Source organism: Roseateles sp. AC306 (genome assembly GCF_979253795.1).
In genome coordinates, this window is record NZ_CEEDEB010000006.1 from 202825 (window position 1) to 222980 (window position 20156).

Below are 20156 nucleotides of genomic sequence, written 5' to 3' on the forward strand. Positions count from 1 at the left end.
AGTCTCATGAGTTACTCCATCAACCTTGAAGGCCGCGTGGCCCTCGTCACCGGCGCGTCCAGCGGTCTGGGCGCGCAGTTCGCCAGGACGCTGTCGCAGGCGGGTGCCTGCGTCGTGCTGGCGGGCCGGCGCATCGAACGACTGAAGGACCTGCGCGCCGAACTCGAGGGCAACGGCGGTGACGCCCATGTCGTGCATCTGGACGTGACCGACGTGGCCAGCATCAAGTCGGCGGTGGCCCATGCCGAGACGGAGGTGGGCACGCTGGACATCCTCATCAACAACTCGGGCGTCGGCACCACGCAGCGGCTGACGGACGTCAGCGAGAACGACTACGACAAGGTGATGGACACCAACACGCGCGGCGCCTTCTTCGTCGCGCAGGAGGTGGGCAAGCGCATGCTGGCCCGTGCGAGCGGCGCCGCGCCGGGCACCTTCATCGGCGGGCGCATCGTCAACATCGCCTCCATGGCCGGCTTGCGCGTGCTGAGCCAGATCGGCGTCTACGCGATGAGCAAGGCCGCCGTCATCCACATGACGCGGTCGATGGCGCTCGAATGGGGCAAATACGGCATCAACGTCAACGCCATCTGCCCGGGCTACATCGACACCGAGATCAACCACCACCACTGGGGCACCGAGCAGGGCAAGAAGCTCATCGACCTGCTGCCGCGCAAACGCGTTGGCCAGCCCAAGGATCTGGACACGGCGCTGCTGATGCTGTGCGCCAACGAGAGCCATTTCATCAATGGCGCAGTGATTCAAGCCGACGACGGCTTCGGAGTTTGATGTTGAAGCGTGACCTGACCCCGCTGGAGGCCCGTGTCCTCGCCGTCCTCGTCGAGAAGGAAAGCACCGTGCCGGACAGCTACCCGCTGTCGGCCAACGCGCTGACCTCGGGCTGCAACCAGAAGACCGCGCGTGACCCGGTCATGGACGTCAGCGAGGCCGAGGTGCTGGCGACGGTGGAGGAACTGAAGGCGCTGCACCTGGTCAACACCGTGAGCGGCAGCCGCGTGGTGCGCTACCAGCACAACTTCGCACGCGGCATCGGCGTGCCCGGCGCGGCCATGGCGCTGCTGACGCAGCTGATGCTGCGCGGCCCGCAGACGGCGGCTGAACTGCGCCAGAACACCGAGCGGCTGCACCGTTTTGCCGATGTGTCTTCGGTGGAAGGCTTCCTGGAGGAACTGGCCGAGCGCGAGCAGCCGTTCGCCGTCAAGCTGCCGAGGGCGCCGGGTGCGCGCGAGGCGCGGTGGGCGCATTTGCTGTGCGGGCCGGTGGCGTCGGTCGAGCATGCGGTTGCCTCTGCGCTGCCGCGAGATGAGGAAGTGGCGTTGCTGCGCGCCGAAGTGGCGTCGCTGCGCGGCCTCGTCAACCGCATCGCCGCTGAGCTCGGTATCAACCCATGAGGTACGCCGTCCCGGCGGAAAAGCGGCTCACCTACGAGTGCCGCATCCCCATGCGATGGGGCGACATGGATGCGATGGGGCATGTCAACAACACCATCTACTTCCGCTACCTGGAAATCGCGCGCGTCGACTGGCTCACGTCCATTGGCGCACCGCCCAATCCGGGCGGGCAGGGACCGGTCATCGTCAACGCCTTCTGCAACTTCTATCGGCAGCTGAAGGCGCCGGGCGAGGTGCTGGCCAAGCACTACGTCAGCGACCCCGGCCGCACCAGCTTCGAGACCTGGATCACGCTGGAGCGGGCCGACGAGCCCGGCGTCGTCTACGCCGAGGGGGGTGCTACGACGCTGTGGTTCGACGCCCAGACCGACAAGGCGATGGCCTTGCCGGAGTGGGTGAGGGCGGTGCTTACTTGAACGTGTACTTGGCGCTGACGTAGCCGTAGCGGCCGCGCGGGTCGGTGTAGCTGGGGTCGTAGCCGGACAGGAAGAACCAGGCCTGCTGCGAGAACGGCGGGGACTTGTCGAAGAGGTTCTGCACACCGGCGCGCAAGGTGAGCGATTTGGTGGCTTCCCAGCCGGCCGACAGGTTCCACAGCGAATAGGCCCCCACCTTGCGGTCAGGCTTGCCGATGATGTGCTGGTCGTCGTAGCCCTGCAGATAGCTGTTGGACAGCGTCAGCGAGAAGGGGCCGGTTTCGTAGTCGACGCTCACCGTGTGACGCCAGCGTTGCACGACACCCTCGTTGATGAAGACGTTGAGGTTGCTGACGTAGGGGTCGCCGTCGCCGGTCTGCTGCTCGGACTTCAGGGTCAGCGTGCCGTTCAGGCGCAGGCCGAACTGCCCGATGCCGGTCTTGAGGTTGCTCAGCGAGACGCCGAAGTCCAGGCCGGAGATGCGCTGCTTGCCGCGGTTCTCCTTGATGAGGTCGATGAACTCGATGTCGTTGTCTTCATCACGGTGCACGAAGCCGCCGTACTTGGCGAGGTTGCCCAGGATGACGTCCACGCCCAGGGTGCTGATCAGATTGGTCTTCTCGATGTTCCAGTAGTCGACATTGAGGCTGACGCCGCGCCGCGGCTCGAAGACAACGCCCGCCGAGAACTGGCGCGACTTTTCGGGCTTGAGCTTGGCGTTGCTGTAGTTCATCGTCGTCCAGAGGTCGGAACAGTCGGTGGGCGTGTTTTCCGGGTCTGCGGCCAGGCAGACCGGGTCGACCAGCGTGGCCGACGAGCCTTCGGTGACGGGGCGATACAGGTCGGACATGCTGGGCGCGCGGAAGCCCTTGCCGACCGAGGCGCGCAGCAGCAGCTCGGGGCTGGGCACATACCTCAGGCCGAGCTTCGGGCTGGCCGCGCCGCCGCTGACCTGGTAGTGCTCGTAGCGGACCGCCGCCTGCAATTCCAGCTGCTTGGTGATGGGCGCGCTGATCTCGGCGAAGCCGGCGCTGATCTTGCGCGACCTGCCGAAGTCCGAGTCCGGTCCTTGCGTGGTCTCGCCGAGGATGAGGTCCTGCTTCAGCGCGTCGGACTGGTGATAGTTCTGCTTTTCGCGGCGCAGCTCGCCACCAAACGCCAGGGCCAGGTCGCCGCCGGCAAGTTGCGCAATGGCCTTGGAGGCCTTGAAGTCCAGGCTGTCCATCGTGCCGGTAGCCCGGCGCACTTCGCCGCGGATCTGGGCCTTCTCGTACAACGCCAGGCCAGCGGCGCTCGAGGGGCCGAAAGCGTTGAGCGTGCCGGCGGCAAAGCCGTCCATGACCATCTGTTCGTTCAGGTAGCCCTGATAGTCGCGGTCGGAGATCTTGCTGGTGCTGTGGTTCAGCGCCCATTCATAGTCCCAGCCGCCCACGAGGCCGTTGGTGCCGAGCACGACTCGATTGGCGGAAGCCACCAGCTCGCTGGTGCGCAGGCCGGCCTCGGCCAGGCGCGTGCGGACGACGATGATGCGACGCTCGTCATCGGCGTCGAACGCTGCCAGGCCGGTGTTCTTCAGTGCCGGCACCAGCGACACGTCCATCTCGGCATCGACGCGGTTCGGCGTGCCCGTGTAGAAGGTGCGCGCGCGCGCCAATGACGCCTCGGCGAAGAACTGGTGACCACCGCCCAGGTTGAACACGCCGCGGGTGAAGAGGCTGCTCTTCTTGGACTTGGGATACAGCTCGATGTCGCGCATGTAGTCGAAGGTGCAGCCGTCCACGCCGCCGATGCCGTCGGGGAGGTAGAGGTTGGCTGGTGGGTTGCAGCCCGTGGCCGCCGCCGGGTTGATCGTGTACTCGCTGATGACATCCTTGCCGTTGGCCTTGAAGCCTTCGTCGATCAACAGATCACGTTGCTCCGAGCCGGGCAGGTTTTCGTCCAACTTGATGTTGCCGGGGAAGCTTGCGCTGGACAGCAGGTCCGGCAGCCGCCCCGGGATGTCCAGTTCCTTGATGAACTTGCGCCGCGAGGCGTTCAGGCTGCTGGTCTTCTGCACGTCCAGCACGGCCATGACGTTGAAGCCGTCGCGGCCGTAGTCGCCGAAGCCGCCGGCGACTGTTGCCGAGCGCTTGTTGGCGCCGCCCTCGTGGGTGTTGCCGGCCAGCGCACTGATGTCCACGCCGCTGAAGTCCTTGCGCGTGATGAAGTTGATGACGCCGCCGATGGCGTCCGAGCCGTACAGCGAAGAGGCACCATCCAGCAGGATCTCGACGCGCTGGATGGCGGCCGCCGGAATGCTGTTCAGGTCGACGCCGGCCGCGTCGCCGGGCGAGGCGAAGTTGGCCATGCGCCGGCCGTTCAGCAGCACCAGGGTGGACGACACGCCCAGCCCGCGCAGGTTGGCTGCGTTGAAGCCCATCTGGTCGCGAAAGCCGCCGTAGGCCACGCTGCCGCCGTCGGTCAGGTTGTTGGCGCCGGCGCTCAGGCGGGCGATCAGTTCTGCCGCTGTCGTGACACCGGCCTTGTCGATGTCGGCCCGCGTGATGACCTGCACCGGCAACGCCGTCTCGCCCTCGATGCGCTTGATGGCCGTGCCGGTGACCTCGACGCGCTCCAGCGTGGACTGGGCATTGGCGGCACAACACAGCGCGAGCAGCGCAGTGGCCAGGGCCAGGCGGGAGTGATGGGACGGGCAGGGGCTTTTCATCGGTGGACTCCGCTAGGCTTGGTGGTTTGGGGCGAGTCTAGGGACCGGGGCGCCGGATGCTGGTCTCCAGGGGTGAGATTCGTCTCTTGCACGCCACGCCGTTATCGTTCGGATTAGGGGCAAGCCGTCATGGGGCCTCTGTCATCATCAGGCGATGGAAGCGGAAGGACGTTGGGCATGAGGGCATGGGCAAGGATGTGGGCCGGGTGGGCTGCGGTGGCAATCACGATGGCTGTGCAGGCGGCACCACCGACGCCGGCACCTGCGGCAAGTTCGGCCCCGGCCTTCCGGCTGTTCCGACCGTCCACGCCGGCTTCGGGGCCGCGTGCGTCGGCGCCCAAGACCGCGCCGGCAGCGGCCCCCGCGCCAGCGCAAGCGCCGCTGGTCATCCCGGTCGTGGAGGCCGAGCCCGCCATTCGCGGCTACGCCGTGCCCATCGGCGGCGCGCTGAAGGCCGACAACGAGGAAGTCTGGCAGCGCATCGTGCAGTTGGCGGGCGGCAAGGGCTCACGCTTCGTCGTGTTCGGCACGGCCAGTGAAGATCCCGAAGCCAGCGCCAAGCAGGTGGTGGACCTGCTGCAGCGCCGCGGTGCCGTGGCCGAGGCCTTGCCGGTGGCGCCCAAGTTCCTGTGGGTGGACCTGAGCAAGGTCGTGCGCGACCCGGCCCTCATCGCCAAGGTCAAGGCGGCCAAGGGCATCTTCTTCACCGGTGGCACACAGGAGCGCATCGTCGACGTGCTGCAGCCGGGCGGCCAGAGCACGCCCATGCTGGAAGCCATCTGGGACGTCTATCGCAAGGGCGGCGTCGTGGCCGGTACCTCAGCCGGCGCGGCCATCATGAGCACCATCATGTTCCGTGACGCGCCCAGCGTCATCAACATCCTCAAGGGCCGCTTCGCCGACGGCAAGCAGGTCGACCGCGGTCTGGGCTTCGTCGGCCCGCATCTGTTCGTCGACCAGCATTTCCTCAAGCGTGGCCGCTTCGGCCGCATGATCCCGCTGATGATGGCCAAGGGCTACAAGATCGGGCTTGGCGTGGACGAGAACACGGCGGCCATCATCCGCGGCGACGAGATCGAGGTCATCGGCGACCGCGGCGCGCTTGTCGTCGACCTGACCGAGGCCAACAGCGACGCCACGCTGGGCGCCTTCAACGTGCAGGGCGCCCGCCTTTCTTACCTTGAGCATGGCGACCGCTATCACATGCGCGCCCGCTCGACGACGCCGTCTGCGCCCAAACTGCGCGGCGAGACGCACGACCCCGAGTCGCCCAACTTCAAGCCCTATTACACCGACGACGTCTTCCACCTCGACATGCTGGGCGACTCGACCATCTCCGGCGCGATGAGCCGCCTCATCGACAGCGTGCGCAGGGAGGTCAAGGGCCTGGCCTTCGACGTGCTGCCGCGCACCAACGACCCGCTGGCCGAGCTGGGCTTCCTGTTCCGCCTCTACAAGGGCTCGGATTCGCTCGGCTGGAGCACCGAGGAGTTCGGTGGCGAGCAGTTCACCGTGACCAATCTCTACCTCGACATCACTCCCGTGCGGCTGCCCATGCCGCTGTACGGCGGCTGGAACGGCGCACCGCGGCCCGCTGCCGGGCCGGCCGTGCCGGCGCCGCCTGCATCGGCGCCCTCCGGCCAGTAGGGCCGGCATCGTTCGGTCACAAGCGTTGCTTTCTGCGGGCATGCCCCGTTGCCGAAGCCGGCGCGGGGCTGCGATCATTTCAGGCTCGTGAACACAGCCCGTCCGGCGTTCGTCGCCCAGGGCCCGCGCCCATCTTGCAGACCTCTCCCCAAGCCGGCACCGTCGTCGTTATCGGCGGTGCGCTGAAAGCCGACAGCGATGCCAATGCTGTCTGGCAGCGCATCGTCGACGAGGCCGGCGGCAGCGGCGCGCGCATTGCGGTCTTTCCCACGGCTGCCTACGAGCCCGAGCGCGTCGCGGCGCAGATCGTCGCGGCGCTGACCCGTTGCGGCGGCGTCGCCGAGGTCATTCCCGTTGCGCCTCATCTGGACGGCGTCGACCTTCAGGCGCGGCTGCACGACCCGGCGCTGATTGCGCGTGTGGCCGCCAGCCGGGCGGTGTTCTTCTCGGGCGGTGCCCAGGAATACATCGTCGACACGCTGCTGCCCGACGGCCGGCCCACGGCCATGCTGGACGCCATTCGCGCCGTCTTCGCGGCCGGCGGCGTCATCGCCGGCACCAGTGCGGGCGCGGCTGCCATGAGCCGGGTGATGTTCCGCGATGCCATGGACAACATCGCCGTGCTGAAAGGCCTGTGGCGCGCCGGCCTGGAGTACGACCGCGGCCTGGGCTTCCTGCGCGACGGCCTGCTCATCGACCAGCATTTCCTCAAGCGGGGCCGCATCGGCCGCATGCTGCCGGCGCTACAGGCCCTGGGTTGCCGGCAGGGCCTGGGCGTCGACGAGAACGCGGCCGTCGTCATCAAGGGCGGCAAGCTGGAGGTCGTTGGCGGCAGCGGCGCCATGCTCGTCGACCTGGCCGAGGCCACGCACGACGCAGCGCTGCCCGCCTTCAACCTGCGCGGTGCGCGGCTGTCCTACCTCGATTCGGGCGACCGCCACGACCTGGACAGCGGCGTGACGACACCGGCGCCCCGCAAGCTGCAGGGCTCGCGCGTCGAACCGACCGCGCCCGGCTTGGTTCCGGCCGACGCCCCGAGTCGGTACTTCATCGACATCCTCAGCGAGGGCTGCATCCTCGCCGCGCTGACACAGTTGCTCGACGGCCCCGAGCCCGAGGTGTTCGGCCTGGCCTACCGGGGCAATCCGTCACCCCAGGACGAGCTACCCGACGTCGGCTTCGAGTTCCGCCTGCACCGGGGCCCAAGCCTCGTCGCCTGGCGCGACCCGACGCCCGGCAGCGATGGCTGCACCCTGGTCGGCGCCCGGCTCGACGTCACCCCCGTGCGCGTCGCCATCCCGCTGTACACACCGATGGTGCGCGAGCCTCAGCGCGTGGTCGAATCAACGCAATCTCACAAGGAGTCAGGCCATGGCCACGGTCAGCGGTGAATTCAGCGTCAGCATGGCGGGCCAGGATGCCCAGGCCGAGAGCCCGGCCATCGGTCGCATGCTGCTCGACAAGCACTACCAGGGCGCTTTGCAGGCGCGAGGCGCCGGGCAGATGCTGGCCACGCACGGCGGCGTCGCCGGCTCGGCGGCCTATGTGGCACTGGAGACGGTGACCGGCTCGCTGCAGGGCCGCGCGGGCAGCTTCGCTCTCGTGCACCGCGGGCTCATGGAGCGCGGCCGACCGTCGCTGGACATTGCCGTCGTGCCGGACTCCGGTACCGGCGAGTTGGTGGGGCTCGAGGGCCGCATGGGCATTCGCATCCAGGGCCACCAGCACTTCTACGATTTCGAGTTCTCCCTGCCCACAAAGGCCTCACCATGAAGAAGATTGCCATTGCGCTTGCTGCCACGCTGCTGGCTGCCGCTGCCCACGCCACCGACGTCGGCGTGTCCGTGCAGATAGGCCAGCCCGGCTTCTACGGCCGCATCGACATCGGCAACACCGCGCCGCCGCCCGTCGTGCTGCGCGAGCCGGTGTGGGTGCAGCGCCGGCCGGTCCATGTCGAGCCTGTCTACATGCGAATCCCGCCCGGTCACCAGAAGAACTGGGCCAAGCACTGCGCGCGCTACAACGCCTGCGGCACGCCGGTCTACTTCGTCCGCGAGGACTGGTACGAGGAGCGCTACAGCCGCCGTGACGATGAAGGCCGCGACCACGGCAAGGACCACGGCAAGGGGCATGGCAAGGACAAACACAAGGGCAAGGACAAGGGCAAAGGCCACGACTGATCGCTGGGCCGGCAGGTCGCGACACAATCCGCGGCCATGGCTGACCTTGCTTCCCTCGACACCCGACCCGAAGGCTTCCAGCGCGTTGCCGCTGCGCTGGCCGCACAGGGTCACCCTCACGCGCCGCTCTGGCTGGACGTGGCGGCCCGTACCGCCCAGGAGGCGGCCGATGCGCTTGGCGTGACGCTGGGCCAGATCGCCAAGTCGGTGGTCTTCCGCGTCAAGGCCGACGGCGCTCAAGATGGGGCCGTCCTCGTCATCACCTCCGGCGACCGGCGCGTCGACGAGGCCAAGCTCAAGCCGCTCACCGGCGCCCTGGGCCGTGCCGACGCCGACTTCGTCAAGGCGCGCACGGGCTTCTCCATCGGCGGCGTGTCGCCGGCCGGCTTCGCTCCCGTCGATGGCTTCGCGGCGCCCCGGCTCTTCATCGACCGCGAGCTGTTCCGCTTCGATGTCATCTGGGCTGCAGCCGGTCACCCGAACGGCGTGTTCAAGCTGACCCCGGGCGAGCTGGAAAAGCTGACCGGCGCGCCCGTCATCGACGTCGTGCAGACATGAAACCGGCGGTTGCCTCGCCCTGTGTCGACGTCTGCGAGATGGACGCGGCCAGCGGCTGGTGCAGGGGCTGCGCGCGCAGCATCGATGAGATCGCGGGCTGGGGAGGCGCACCCGAGGGCCGGCAGCGCCAGATCCTGGATCAACTGCCCGAGCGCCGCATTGAGTTGCAGCGCCGCAGCCTCTGGCTGGGCCCCGAATTGGACGCACAAGCCTGAACCATGAAGCAGCTCACCTTCTACTTCGATCCCATCTCACCGTACGCCGCCCTCGGCTTCGAGGCGCTGCCCGAGGCGCTGGCGGGGTACAGCGTCGAGGTGGTCTACAAGCCCATCCTGTTTGCGGCCCTGCTGCAGGCCCTGGGGCAGAAGGGACCGGCGGAGATCGAGGCCAAGCGGCGCTGGACCTTCCGCCAGGTGGCCTGGCTGGCGCACGCGCAAGGTGTCGTGTTGGACCCACCGGCCCAGCATCCCTTCAACCCGCTGCCGCTGCTGCGTCTGGCCTGGGCCTGTGCGGCGCCGGAGGGCCAGCCAGGCGACACGCCGGGGCGCTGGGTCGTCGAGCAGATCTTCCATCACGTCTGGCGCGGCGCCGGTGCCGATGCCAACGACCCGGCTCGCCTTGCCGTAATGGCCGAGCGCCTCTCGCCCGCGCAGCTGCCGTCCGGCGACGCGGTCAAGCAGCGCCTGCGCAGCGAGACTGAAGCGGCGCTGGCCCTGGGGGTCTTCGGTGTGCCTACCGTCGAGTTCGAGGGGCGCCTGTTCTGGGGTCAGGATGCGCTGCCCATGCTGCGGGCGGCGCTGGCCGGCGACCCCTGGTTTCGCAGCGGCGCGTGGGAAGCGGCGGCCCAATCGCGCCCTGGCATTGCTCGCCGGCATTGATACCGACAGTCTCGGGACTTACCCGAGAATGAACTCTATTCCCGCATTGAGAAACGCGAACCCAGGGTTCCTGCGGGTTTTGTCAGCCTCGATTCAGACTCGCGTCAGAACACGGTCAGAGGGACTGTGAATAGTCGCGCCAAGGGAAGCCTGTGGGGCGGCCCGACAACTGACGGAGACTTATCAATGGCAACTGCGACTTCAACGGCCGCCACGCCGATGACCAAAGAGGAGAAGAAGGTCATCTTCGCCTCCTCGCTGGGCACGGTGTTCGAGTGGTACGACTTCTACCTCTACGGCTCGCTCGCGGCCATCATCGCGAAGCAGTTCTTTGCAGGCCTTGAGCCTGGCGCCGCGTTCATCGCGTCGCTGATGGCCTTCGCCGCCGGCTTCATCGTGCGCCCCTTCGGCGCGCTGGTGTTCGGTCGCCTCGGCGACATGATCGGCCGCAAGTACACCTTCCTGGTCACCATCCTGATCATGGGCCTGTCGACGTTCATCGTCGGCGTGCTGCCCACCTACGCGACCATCGGCGCTGCCGCTCCGGTCATCCTGATCATCCTGCGCCTGCTGCAAGGCCTGGCACTCGGCGGTGAGTACGGTGGCGCTGCCACCTACGTGGCCGAGCACGCACCGCACGGCAAGCGCGGCGCCTACACGTCGTGGATCCAGACCACCGCGACGCTGGGCCTGTTCCTGTCGCTGATGGTCATTCTCGGCACCCGCACGGCGCTGGGCGAGAAGGACTTCGGCGATTGGGGCTGGCGTATTCCGTTCATCGTCTCCATCCTGCTGCTGGGCATCTCGGTGTGGATTCGTTTGAGCATGAACGAGTCGCCCGCCTTCCAGAAGATGAAGGCCGAGGGCAAGACCTCCAAGGCGCCGCTGTCCGAATCCTTCGGTGAGTGGAAGAACCTGAAGATCGTGCTGCTGGCCCTCTTCGGCCTCGTCGCCGGCCAGGGCGTGGTCTGGTACACGGGCCAGTTCTACGCGCTGTTCTTCCTGACGTCGGTGCTCAAGGTGGAAGCCGCCAGCGCCAACATCTGGATCGCGATCTCGCTGATCCTGGGCACGCCTTTCTTCGTCATCTTCGGCACGCTGTCGGACAAGATCGGCCGCAAGCCCATCATCATGGCCGGCCTGCTGCTCGCCGCTGTCACCTACTTCCCGCTGTTCAAGGCGCTCACCGCCGCGGCCAACCCGGACCTCGCCAAGGCCCAGGAGACCCAGAAGGTCACGCTGACCACGAACATGGCCAGCTGCTCATTCCAGGGCAGCCCGCTGGCACGTGAAGTCGACTTCACGAGCGCCTGCGACATCGCCAAGCGTGCCCTGGCCCAGTCGTCGGCCAGCTCCGAGACCATCGAAGCCGCGGCCGGTGCGCCGACCGTGGTCAAGGTGGGCGAGAAGGAAATCGCCGTCCCGACCGCCAGCAAGCTGACCGAGCACAAGTTCGATGAAGCGAGTGCCAAGGCCATCGCCGCCTTCAAGAAGGATCTGGGCGAAGCGATGAAGGCTGCCGGCTATCCGGCGAAGGCTGACATGGCCAAGGCCAACGTGCCCCTGGTCATCGGCATCCTGTTCATCCTGGTGCTGTACGTGACCATGGTCTATGGCCCGATTGCGGCCATGCTGGTGGAGATGTTCCCGACCCGCATCCGCTACACCTCGATGAGCCTGCCGTATCACATCGGCAACGGCTGGTTCGGCGGCATGCTGCCTTCCATCACCTTCGCGATGGTGGCGCAGAACGGCAACATCTATCACGGCCTGTGGTACCCCATCGTCATCGCCGTCATGACCTTCGTCATCGGCGTGCTCTTCGTCCGCGAGACGAAGGACGTGGACATCTACGCGAAAGACTGAACCGGGACCGAGGGCGAGCCCAGCGGCTTGCCCGACACCTGACTAACGAAAGGCCGGCACATGCCGGCCTTTCTCTTTTGAGGCGCCGTGCCTGTCGCGCAAGGCGCGCCCGGAACCTGCCTTCAGTTGAGCGTCAGGCTGGCTGCGCAGAATCCGCGTCTTTCAACGTTGGAGACTCAAGCATGTGGAAGATCGTCGTGGGCTTTGTCCTGTTCGCCGCGCTGGCGCTGTTCATCCTGACCAAGAGCGGCGGCAACATCGACCTGGGTGGCGAGAACCACAACATCGCCGGTGCCCATGAGCCTGCCGCCTCGTCCGCGGCTTCGGCGGCCGTCACTGCTGCGGTCGATGCCGCGTCCATGCCGGCTTCCGCTGCGTCTCAATGAACCGCTGATTCCTCGCTGCCGGCGCGCTGAGGCGCGCTGAGCGGCAGGCGCATCAGCATCTGCGTGCCCTGGCCGGGCGTGGACTTCACCTCGATCTGGCCGCCCAGCACATTCGTCACGATGCTGTGCACGATATGCATGCCCAGGCCCGAGCCGCCGGTGCCGAGCTTGGTCGTGAAGAAGGGGTCGAAGATGCGCCGCCGCACCGACTCGTCCATGCCGCGGCCGTCGTCGCTGACGCTCAGGGTGGCTTCGGACTCGTTCAGCGGCGCGCAGTGCACCGTCACGCGGCCTTGCTCGATGCCATCGAAGCCGTGCAGCAGCGCGTTCATCAGCAGGTTGGTCAGCACCTGGCCCAGGGCGCCGGGGTAGCTGTTCATCATCAGGCCGTGGCAGAGGTCGGTCGTGATGACGAAGCGCGTTTTCTTGAAGCTGGGTTCCACCATGACCAGCACGTCCTCCACGACCTTGCCCAGGTCGAAGTCGCGCCGCATGTCGTTGGTCTGGTCCACGGCCACCTGCTTGAAGTCGCGCACCAGGTCTGCGGCCTTTTGCACATTGCGCTGCAGGATGTCCTGGCCGCGCCGCGTGTCGCGCGCCAGTTCCTCCAGCGTGCTGCGGCGCATCTGCACGTTGCCGGCCAACATGGACTCCAGCTGCTTGTAGCGATCGTCCAGCGCCGACACGACGGTCAGTGCATTGCCCAGCGGCGTGTTCAGCTCGTGCGCCACGCCCGCCACCAGGCGACCCAGCGAGGCGAGCTTCTCCGACTCGACCAGTTCGCGCTGCGCCGTCTGCAGTGTCTCCAGCGCATCGGACAACTCCGCATTGCTGGCCGTCAGCTCGGCCGTGCGCTGGGTGACGGTCTCTTCAAGGTTGAGGTTGTGCTGGCGCAGCGCCTCGAAGGCCGACAGCAGGGCCTGGCGCATGCGGTCCATGGCCCCGCCCACGCGTGCGATCTCGTCCGCGCCGCTGACTCGCAGCGGCTGCTCCAGCCGCCCGGCCGCCAGCGCCTCGGCCGCGCTGGTCAGCTCGGTCATGGGCCGCAGCACATAGCGCTGCAGCACCCACAGCATCAGTACCAGGGACAGCGTCAGCGTAAGGCCGCTGCGCCAGACGGTGCGCCAGCCCTCGGCCCGCTTGGCCTGCAGCAGCGGCGCGGCCGTCATGGTGATGGTCAGCCGGGCGATCTCGCGGCCATCGCGCTGGATGGCGCGGGTCTGGCTCAGCGTCAGCGAGGGGTCGTCGGCCTCCTGACGGCGCTCGAAGGACAGGAAAGGTGCCGACGATGCCGGCTCGACCACCTTGACGGCCACGAAGCGCGGGTCGTCCACCTGCGCCTTGACCATCGGTTCGGCGAGGTCGGGCGAGACCTGCCAGACCGGCTCGGCCAGCGACAGCGACATGACCTCGCTGGTGCGCAGGAGGTCACGCTTCAAGTCCTCCATGGCCGTCTCGCGGGCGGCCTGCACGTCGTAGAGCAGCACGGCGGTCGTGGGCAGCAACAGGCCCAGCAGCAGGGCCAGAACGACGGCAAAGGTCAGCGAGTTGCGCTGCCAACCGAACAGGTGCGGCGTTGGCGGGGGCAAGGGCATGGGCGTTGTGCGGAGCGGTCCTGCATGGAGGGTCCGCGCAGTTGGGCACGGCAGGCCGCCGGAGTGTAGGCCTGCGAAATCCGGCCGAAATGCGCACGCCGCACGCCAAAGGCTCGGGTTTTTCCTGGGGGAATGAGGCTGCTGCTGCTGGGGGGGCTGGCCCCACAATCCGCCGCCAGCGCGCCGTAGCGGCGCAGCCATGGAGAACAAAAGTGAAGCGTTGGGTTGGCTTGGCGGTGGGGCTTGCAGCCTGCATCGGGATGAGTGGCGCTTCGGCGCAGGGCGCGTTGCGCATCGGCATGGTGGCGGGGTTCTCCGGTCCGGTTGCCGGCGTCGTGCAGGAGAGCGCCGATGGCGCTCGCCTCTACTTCGATTCGGTCAATGCCCAGGGCGGCATCAAGGGCCAGAACATCGAACTCGTCACCATGGACGACAAGTACGACCCGGCCACGGCGGTCGCCCAGGCCAAGTCGCTGGCCAGCCAGGGCGTGCTGGCGCTGATGCTCAGCCGCGGCACCGGCCCCACCGAGGCCCTGCTGCCGGTGCTCAAGGAGAGCAAGCTGGCCCTCATCGCGCCGGCGACCGGCGCCATCAGCCTGCACGAGCCGGTGCAGCCCTATGTCTTCCACCTTCGCGCCAGCTACCAGAAGGAAGCCGAGCGCGCGGTCAAGCATCTGGCCGGCATCGGCGTCAAGCGCATCACCATCGTGCAGGTCAACGACCCGTTCGGCAACGACGCCGGCAAGGGCGCCATCAAGGGTCTGGACGACCTCAAGCTGCGCGCCATGTCCAACCTGCGCTTCGACCGCAACAAACCCGACCTCGCGCCGACCATGCAGGCCATCGCCAGGGCCGGCATCGAGGCTGTTGTGCTGATCGGCCCGTCCTATGCCGTCGTCGAGGGTGTGCAGGCGCTGCGCGCGGCCGGCTCGACGGCCCATGTCGCGACGCTGTCCAACAATGCCTCGACCGACTTCGTGAAGGCGCTGGGCGAGCATGGCCGCGGCGTCGTCGTGACCCAGCTCTTTCCCTACGAGCGCTCCACCGCCAACCTGATGGTGCGCGAGGCCCTGAGCCTGGCCAAGGCCTCCGGCCGCAACGAGCTGACGCCGGCTCACATCGAAGGCTTTGCCGCTGCCAAGCTGGTGGTCGAGACGCTCCGGCGCGCGGGCAAGGACACCAACCGCGATGGCTTCCTCAAGGCGCTTGACGGCGCCCGCATCGACCTCGGCGGTCTGCAGGTGCACTACACCGAGAAGGAGCACAGCGGCCTGGAGTACACCGACGTGTCCATCGTCTCGGAAGACGGCAAGTTCAAGCGCTGATGGCCGCCCCCTTCGATGGGGCTGAGCCCGGACACCAACAGTCCTGAGGACTGTTGGTGCCTGGCGAAGGCCAAGGCCTCTGGCCTTGGCAACTGCCAGCGGCCCGGCAAAGCCGGTTCCGCGGCAGTCGCGCGATGATGGGACATGCTGCGCACGCCGCAGTCAAGTCGAGGAGTCGTCATGGATCTGGGATTGAACGGCCGCTGGGCGCTGGTCTGCGCGGCGAGCAAGGGGCTTGGCCGCGGCTGCGCCGAGGCGCTGGTGGGCGAGGGCGTCAACGTCGTCATCACGGCGCGAGGCGAGGCGGACCTGCTCTCCACGGCCGAGGCCCTGCGGGCGCTGAACCCGGCCGTCGAGGTACGCACCGTCGCCGGCGACATCGCCACGACCGAGGGCCGTGCAGCCGCACTCGCGGCCTGCCCGCAGGTCGACATCCTCATCAACAATGCCGGCGGCCCGCCGCCCGGGGACTTCCGCGACTGGGGCCGCGAGCAGTGGCTGGCGGCGCTGGAAGCCAACATGCTGACGCCCATCGACCTCATCAAGGCCACGGTCGATGCGATGGCGGCACGCGGGTTCGGCCGCATCGTCAACATCACCTCCGGCGCCGTGAAGGCGCCCATCGACACGCTGGGCCTGTCCAACGGTGCGCGTTCGGGGCTGACGGGTTTCGTCGCCGGCGTGGCTCGCCAGCCGCGTCTGGCCGGCGCCAACGTGACTATCAACAACCTGCTGCCCGGCGCCTTCGACACCGAGCGCTTGAAGAAGACGCTGGCAGCCGGCGCGGCCAAGGCGGGTGCGAGCGTCGACGACGTTGCCGCCAAGCGCCGTGCGGCCATCCCCGCCCAGCGCTTCGGCACGGCAGCCGAGTTCGGCGCCATTTGCGCGATGCTTTGCAGCGTCCACGCGGGCTACCTGACGGGGCAGAACATCCTGCTGGACGGCGGCAGTTATCCGGGGACGTTCTGACGACTTTGCGGGACAGACCGCCGCGCCGCAGGCGCAAGCTCTGTCCCCAACTGATCGAGAAGTATTCATGACCTGGCTGAAGCGCATCCTGATCGGCCTGCTGCTGCTCGTCGGCCTGCTGGCCCTGTGCCTCTGGCTGACCCTGCGCGCCAGCCTCGCCCAGCTTGACGGCGACCGCACCGTGCCGGCCTTCAGCGCACCGGCCGAAGCGCAGCGTGATGCGCGCGGCTACGCCACCCTCACGGCCGAGAACCGGCTGGACGTGGCGCGCGCACTCGGCTTCGTGCATGCGCAGGAGCGCTTCTTCCAGATGGACCTGATGCGGCGCAACGCGGCCGGCGAGCTGTCTGCCCTGGTGGGGGCCAAGGCCTTGCCGTTGGACAAGGCGCGCCGCGTGCACCGTTTCCGCCACCGAGCCGAACGCGGCATCGCGGCGCTGCCGGCCGGGGAACGCGCATTGCTGGACGCCTATGTGAGCGGTGTCAACGCCGGCCTGGACGCCCTTGGCGGCCGCCCACCCGAGTACCTGCTGCTGCGCCAGCAACCCAGGCCCTGGCTGGCCGCCGACACGGTGCTGGTTGCCTACGGCATGTACCTCGACCTGCAGAGCGCCCAGGGTCGCGATGACGTTGCCATGGGCCTGCTGCATGACGCCGTGTCCGCCGACTGGTACGCCTTCCTGACCCAGCACAGCGCCGACTGGCAGGCCGCCATGGACGACAGCCGCGTGGCCGCCGTGCCGCTGCCCGCCGGCCCGCTGCCCGAGGCGCTGCGCACGGCGAAGACGGCCTGCCGCGATTGCCGACTGCAGGACTCGCGCGATCTTGGCAGCAACAACTTCGCCGTCGCCGCCGCCCATGGCGCCGACGGGCGGGCCATCGTTGCGAACGACATGCACCTGGGCCTGCGCTCGCCCGGCACCTGGTTCAAGGCGCGCATGAAGTGGAAGGACGCGGCCGGCGCCCACGACATCGCCGGCGCCACGCTGCCCGGCACGCCCCTGCTCATCGTCGGCAGCAACGGCCGGGTGGCCTGGGGCTTCACGAACACGACCTCGGACTGGGCCGATGTCGTCACGTTGAAGCTCAACGCTGCCGGCACGCACTACCTCGCTGGCGGCGTGGAGAAGCCACTGAAGCGGAGCATCGAGCGCATCGAGATCAGCGGCGAGGCGGCCGTGGACCATGAGGTGCTGGAGAGCGAATGGGGCCCGGTGACGGCACTGCCAGCGCCCAAGGGCGAGGCCTACGCGCTGCGCTGGGTCGCGCATGACGTGGAGGCCATGAACCTGCGCCTCATGCAGATGGAGACGGCGGCCAATGCCGACGAGGCGCTGCGCATCGCCGCGGGCACCGGCGTGCCGCACCAGAACCTGCTCGTGGCCGACGCTAACGGCCGCATCGGCTGGACCGTCATCGGCGCCGTGCCCAGGCGCATCGGTACCGACGACATCGATCGCCCGCAGGACTGGAGCGACGGCCGCCCCCGCTGGCAGGGCTATCTGGCAGCGGCCGAGCAGCCCAGGCTCGTCGACCCGGCCGACGGGCGGCTCTGGACGGCCAACTCGCGCATGATCGGCGGCGAATCGATGAAGATCGTCGGCAACGGTGGCTGGGATCTGGGCGCTCGTGGCCAGCAGATCCGCGACGGCCTGCGCGCGCAGGACACCTTCGACGAGGCCGGCCTGCACGCCATCCAGCTCGACCACCGCGCGCTCTTCCTGCAGCGCTGGCGCCAGCTGCTGCTGGACAAGGTGCTGACGCCCGAATTCGTCGCTGCCAACGGCCTGGCTGACTACCGCGCCGAGGTCGACAGAAGTGCCGACGCTGCGCGGCCCGATGCGGTGGGCTACCTGCTCGTGCGCACCTTCCGCGAGCGGGCGCTGATGCACATCTTCGCGCCGCTGGCCGGGCTGATGGAGGCCCGGGGCATGAAGCTGCGTGACCTCAAGCTGGTGCCCGAGACACCCGGCTGGGCCCTCATCCAGGCCGCGCGGCCCGACACCCTGCCCGGCGCCTTCAAGAGTTGGCCGGAGCTGCTGCAGCGCGCCGTGCTGGACAGCCGCAGGGAACTGCTCGCCCAGCACGGCAGCCTCGCCGCCGCCACCTGGGGCGCCGACAACGGCACACTCGTGCGCCACCCGCTCAGCCCCGCCGTGCCGGCCCTGGCGCGCTGGCTGGACCAGGCCTCTCAGGGCATGGCAGGCGACGCGCACATGCCGCGCGTGCACAACCATGGCCATGGGCAGAGCGAGCGCATGGTGGTCTCGCCTGGCCATGAGGAGAAGGGCCTGCTCGTCATCCCGGGTGGCCAGAGTGGCCACCCCATGTCACCCTTCTACCGTGCCGACCACGCCACCTGGCTGGCCGGCGAGGCGCTGCCCTTCCTGCCCGGTGAGCCGGCGCATCGCCTGGTGCTGCGCCCCTGATCCAGGCGACACGGCCCCTTTGGGCTGAGGATGATCGCGGCCGCGCCCCCTGGGCACAATCACCGGTTCTCAAAGTGACCAAGAGGAGCGACATGAACAAGACCACCCTGTATGCCCTGATGCTGGCAGGCCTTTCGACGGCTGCGCAGGCACAAGAAGCTGGTTCCAGCGTCGAGAAGTGCTCGAAGAAGCTGGGCGTCATCGCCCTGGCCGAACCGCAGCACGGCTGGAACCACATCTCCCAGTACGGCCTGGGTTCGCCCTCGGCGCTGCTGCGCATGATGATCCAGCAGTCCGGCTGCTTCGACGTCGTCGAGCGCGGCCAAGCGATGCAGAACCTGCAGCAGGAGCGCTCGCTCGCCGCCGCCGGTGAAATGCGCCAGGAGTCCAACGTCGGCAAGGGCCAGATGCAGGCGGCCGATTTCGTCATGACGCCCAATGTTCAGATCGGCGCCAACACCAGTGGCGGCCTCGGCGGCTTCCTGGGCGGCAAGCTGGGCATCATCGGCGCCATTGCCGGCGGCCTGAAGTTCAAGGACGCCTCCACCAGTCTGCTGATTGCCGACGTGCGCTCCAGCATCCAGGTCGCCGCGGCCGAGGGCAAGGCCAGCAAGACCGACTTCTCCATCGGCGGCTGGGGCTTCGGCGGCGGCGGCATCGCTGGCGCGGGCGGCTACACCAGCACGGCGGAAGGCAAGCTCATCGCGGCCAGCTTCCTCGACAACTACAACAAGATCGTGCTGACCATCCGCGACCAGGCCAGCCTCGTGCGCGGCGGCAGCGCCGCCGGCGATGCCAACGCGGCCGCCTCCACGCAGGCCGGTGCCCCGATCAATGCCGGCCAGATGCTGGCGCCCAAGATCTCCAATGTGAAGGCCTACGCCACGCCGTCGCGCGACGGCAAGGTTGTGGCGACGCTGAACCGCAGCGACGAGCTGGTCGCCACCGGCGAGGTCAAGGACGGCTTCGTCAAGGTCGATTCGGCCAACTTCTCCGGCTGGGTGCAGCGCTCGCTGGTCACGCCGCTGGGGAACTGATGAAAGTTGCGTTGGTCACGGGCGCGGGTTCCGGAATCGGCCGCGCTGTGGCCCGTGCCCTGGCCGCCGAGGGCTGGACGCTCGCGCTGCTCGGCCGCCGCGAGGCGGCCTTGCGCGAGACCCTGCTGGATATTGAAACTGACGCGCTGGTGCTGCCGACCGACGTCACCGACGAGGTGCAGGTCGACGCCGCCTTCGCCACGCTGCGCGACCGCTTCGGCCGCCTTGACCTGCTCTTCAACAACGCCGGCATGGGCGCGCCGGCGGTGCCCATCGACGAGCTGACCGTGGCGCAGTGGCGCGCGGTCGTCGACACCAACCTGACCGGCAGCTTCCTGTGCGCCCGCGCCGCCTTCGCGCTGATGAAGGCGCAGAGCCCGCGCGGCGGCCGCATCATCAACAACGGCTCCATCTCGGCCTACGCGCCGCGGCCCAACACGGCACCGTACACGAGCACCAAGCACGCCATCAGCGGCCTCACCAAGTCGCTCAGCCTGGACGGCCGCGCCTTCGACATTGCGGCTGGCCAGATCGACATCGGCAACGCCGCCACCGAGATGACCGAGAAGATGCTGCGCGGCGTGCCGCAGGCCAATGGCCAGATCGCCGTGGAGCCGCGCATGGACGTGCAGGACGTCGCCCGCGCCGTCGTCTACATGGCCAGCCTGCCGCTGTCGGCCAATGTGCAGTCGATCACCGTGATGGCCACGCAGATGCCTTTCGTCGGGCGCGGTTGAGCGGGTTCAGAATTC

General features: G+C 68.2%; 19 protein-coding genes. 17 read left to right on the top strand and 2 right to left on the bottom strand.

The annotated features are described in order from the left end of the window. Window positions 1-6 precede the first annotated feature (6 nt). Genes AC0IZJ_RS14685 through AC0IZJ_RS14695 form a run of 3 tightly spaced genes read left to right on the top strand, consistent with a single transcriptional unit; the run spans window position 7 to window position 1828 of the window. Window positions 7-789: an SDR family oxidoreductase gene (locus AC0IZJ_RS14685; RefSeq protein WP_471850985.1), complete on the top strand. Its 783-nt coding sequence runs from the start codon at window positions 7-9 to the stop codon at window positions 787-789. After that, the gene (locus AC0IZJ_RS14690) at window positions 789-1412 is read left to right on the top strand and encodes a YceH family protein (RefSeq protein ID WP_471850987.1); all 624 of its coding nucleotides are present in this window, start codon (window positions 789-791) and stop codon (window positions 1410-1412) included. The genes AC0IZJ_RS14685 and AC0IZJ_RS14690 overlap by 1 nt, the downstream gene beginning before the upstream one ends. Further along, window positions 1409-1828 (top strand): acyl-CoA thioesterase, encoded by a 420-nt coding sequence (locus AC0IZJ_RS14695; RefSeq protein WP_471850989.1) that lies wholly within the window; start codon window positions 1409-1411, stop codon window positions 1826-1828. The genes AC0IZJ_RS14690 and AC0IZJ_RS14695 overlap by 4 nt, the downstream gene beginning before the upstream one ends. Here AC0IZJ_RS14695 and AC0IZJ_RS14700 read toward each other — a convergent pair. After that, the gene (locus AC0IZJ_RS14700) at window positions 1821-4535 is read right to left on the bottom strand and encodes a TonB-dependent receptor (protein ID WP_471850991.1); all 2715 of its coding nucleotides are present in this window, start codon (window positions 4533-4535) and stop codon (window positions 1821-1823) included. The two genes, AC0IZJ_RS14695 and AC0IZJ_RS14700, sit on opposite strands and share 8 nt — an antisense overlap. Window positions 4536-4712: 177 nt before the next feature. Here AC0IZJ_RS14700 and AC0IZJ_RS14705 point away from each other — a divergent pair, with 177 nt between their 5' ends. The 9 genes from AC0IZJ_RS14705 to AC0IZJ_RS14745 all read left to right on the top strand — a co-directional run bounded on the left by AC0IZJ_RS14705 (window position 4713) and on the right by AC0IZJ_RS14745 (window position 12050). Further along, complete coding sequence (locus AC0IZJ_RS14705; protein ID WP_471850993.1) at window positions 4713-6182, top strand: cyanophycinase; 1470 nt, start codon at window positions 4713-4715, stop codon at window positions 6180-6182. 134 nt (window positions 6183-6316) lie between these two features. Further along, a complete protein-coding gene (locus AC0IZJ_RS14710; RefSeq protein WP_471850996.1) occupies window positions 6317-7573 on the top strand; it encodes a cyanophycinase in 1257 nt (418 codons plus the stop codon). After that, entirely contained in the window at window positions 7554-7955 is a 402-nt protein-coding gene (locus AC0IZJ_RS14715; RefSeq protein ID WP_471850998.1) for a DUF3224 domain-containing protein, read from the top strand. Before AC0IZJ_RS14710 ends, AC0IZJ_RS14715 begins: the two co-directional genes overlap by 20 nt. Next, complete coding sequence (locus AC0IZJ_RS14720; RefSeq protein WP_471851000.1) at window positions 7952-8362, top strand: hypothetical protein; 411 nt, start codon at window positions 7952-7954, stop codon at window positions 8360-8362. The genes AC0IZJ_RS14715 and AC0IZJ_RS14720 overlap by 4 nt, the downstream gene beginning before the upstream one ends. Window positions 8363-8398: 36 nt before the next feature. Beyond that, window positions 8399-8920: a YbaK/EbsC family protein gene (locus tag AC0IZJ_RS14725; RefSeq protein WP_471851002.1), complete on the top strand. Its 522-nt coding sequence runs from the start codon at window positions 8399-8401 to the stop codon at window positions 8918-8920. Continuing rightward, window positions 8917-9135, top strand: a complete 219-nt coding sequence (locus AC0IZJ_RS14730) for a DUF1289 domain-containing protein (RefSeq protein ID WP_471851004.1) — start codon at window positions 8917-8919, stop codon at window positions 9133-9135. The genes AC0IZJ_RS14725 and AC0IZJ_RS14730 overlap by 4 nt, the downstream gene beginning before the upstream one ends. A 3-nt stretch (window positions 9136-9138) precedes the next feature. After that, window positions 9139-9798 carry a DsbA family protein gene (locus AC0IZJ_RS14735; RefSeq protein WP_471851006.1) on the top strand — a complete coding sequence of 220 codons (660 nt, stop codon included), beginning with the start codon at window positions 9139-9141 and terminating at the stop codon, window positions 9796-9798. A gap of 186 nt (window positions 9799-9984) precedes the next feature. Continuing rightward, a complete protein-coding gene (locus AC0IZJ_RS14740; protein WP_471851008.1) occupies window positions 9985-11664 on the top strand; it encodes an MFS transporter in 1680 nt (559 codons plus the stop codon). Between the two features lie 182 nt (window positions 11665-11846). Further along, the gene (locus AC0IZJ_RS14745; RefSeq protein ID WP_471851010.1) at window positions 11847-12050 is read left to right on the top strand and encodes a hypothetical protein; all 204 of its coding nucleotides are present in this window, start codon (window positions 11847-11849) and stop codon (window positions 12048-12050) included. Here AC0IZJ_RS14745 and AC0IZJ_RS14750 read toward each other — a convergent pair. Then, the gene (locus AC0IZJ_RS14750; RefSeq protein ID WP_471851012.1) at window positions 12044-13645 is read right to left on the bottom strand and encodes a sensor histidine kinase; all 1602 of its coding nucleotides are present in this window, start codon (window positions 13643-13645) and stop codon (window positions 12044-12046) included. The two genes, AC0IZJ_RS14745 and AC0IZJ_RS14750, sit on opposite strands and share 7 nt — an antisense overlap. A gap of 212 nt (window positions 13646-13857) precedes the next feature. On the opposite strand from AC0IZJ_RS14750, the gene AC0IZJ_RS14755 reads away from it, so the two are divergent. The 5 genes from AC0IZJ_RS14755 (at window position 13858) to AC0IZJ_RS14775 (ending at window position 20141) form a co-directional block, all read left to right on the top strand. After that, a complete protein-coding gene (locus AC0IZJ_RS14755) occupies window positions 13858-14970 on the top strand; it encodes an ABC transporter substrate-binding protein (protein WP_471851014.1) in 1113 nt (370 codons plus the stop codon). 180 nt (window positions 14971-15150) lie between these two features. Beyond that, window positions 15151-15939: an SDR family oxidoreductase gene (locus AC0IZJ_RS14760; RefSeq protein WP_471851016.1), complete on the top strand. Its 789-nt coding sequence runs from the start codon at window positions 15151-15153 to the stop codon at window positions 15937-15939. 67 nt (window positions 15940-16006) lie between these two features. Beyond that, a complete protein-coding gene (locus tag AC0IZJ_RS14765; RefSeq protein ID WP_471851019.1) occupies window positions 16007-18367 on the top strand; it encodes a penicillin acylase family protein in 2361 nt (786 codons plus the stop codon). 92 nt (window positions 18368-18459) lie between these two features. Further along, on the top strand, window positions 18460-19404 hold the full coding sequence (locus AC0IZJ_RS14770; RefSeq protein ID WP_471851022.1) for a CsgG/HfaB family protein: 945 nt from the start codon (window positions 18460-18462) through the stop codon (window positions 19402-19404). Further along, complete coding sequence (locus AC0IZJ_RS14775) at window positions 19404-20141, top strand: SDR family oxidoreductase (protein ID WP_471851025.1); 738 nt, start codon at window positions 19404-19406, stop codon at window positions 20139-20141. Before AC0IZJ_RS14770 ends, AC0IZJ_RS14775 begins: the two co-directional genes overlap by 1 nt. The last annotated feature ends 15 nt before the right edge of the window (window positions 20142-20156 follow it).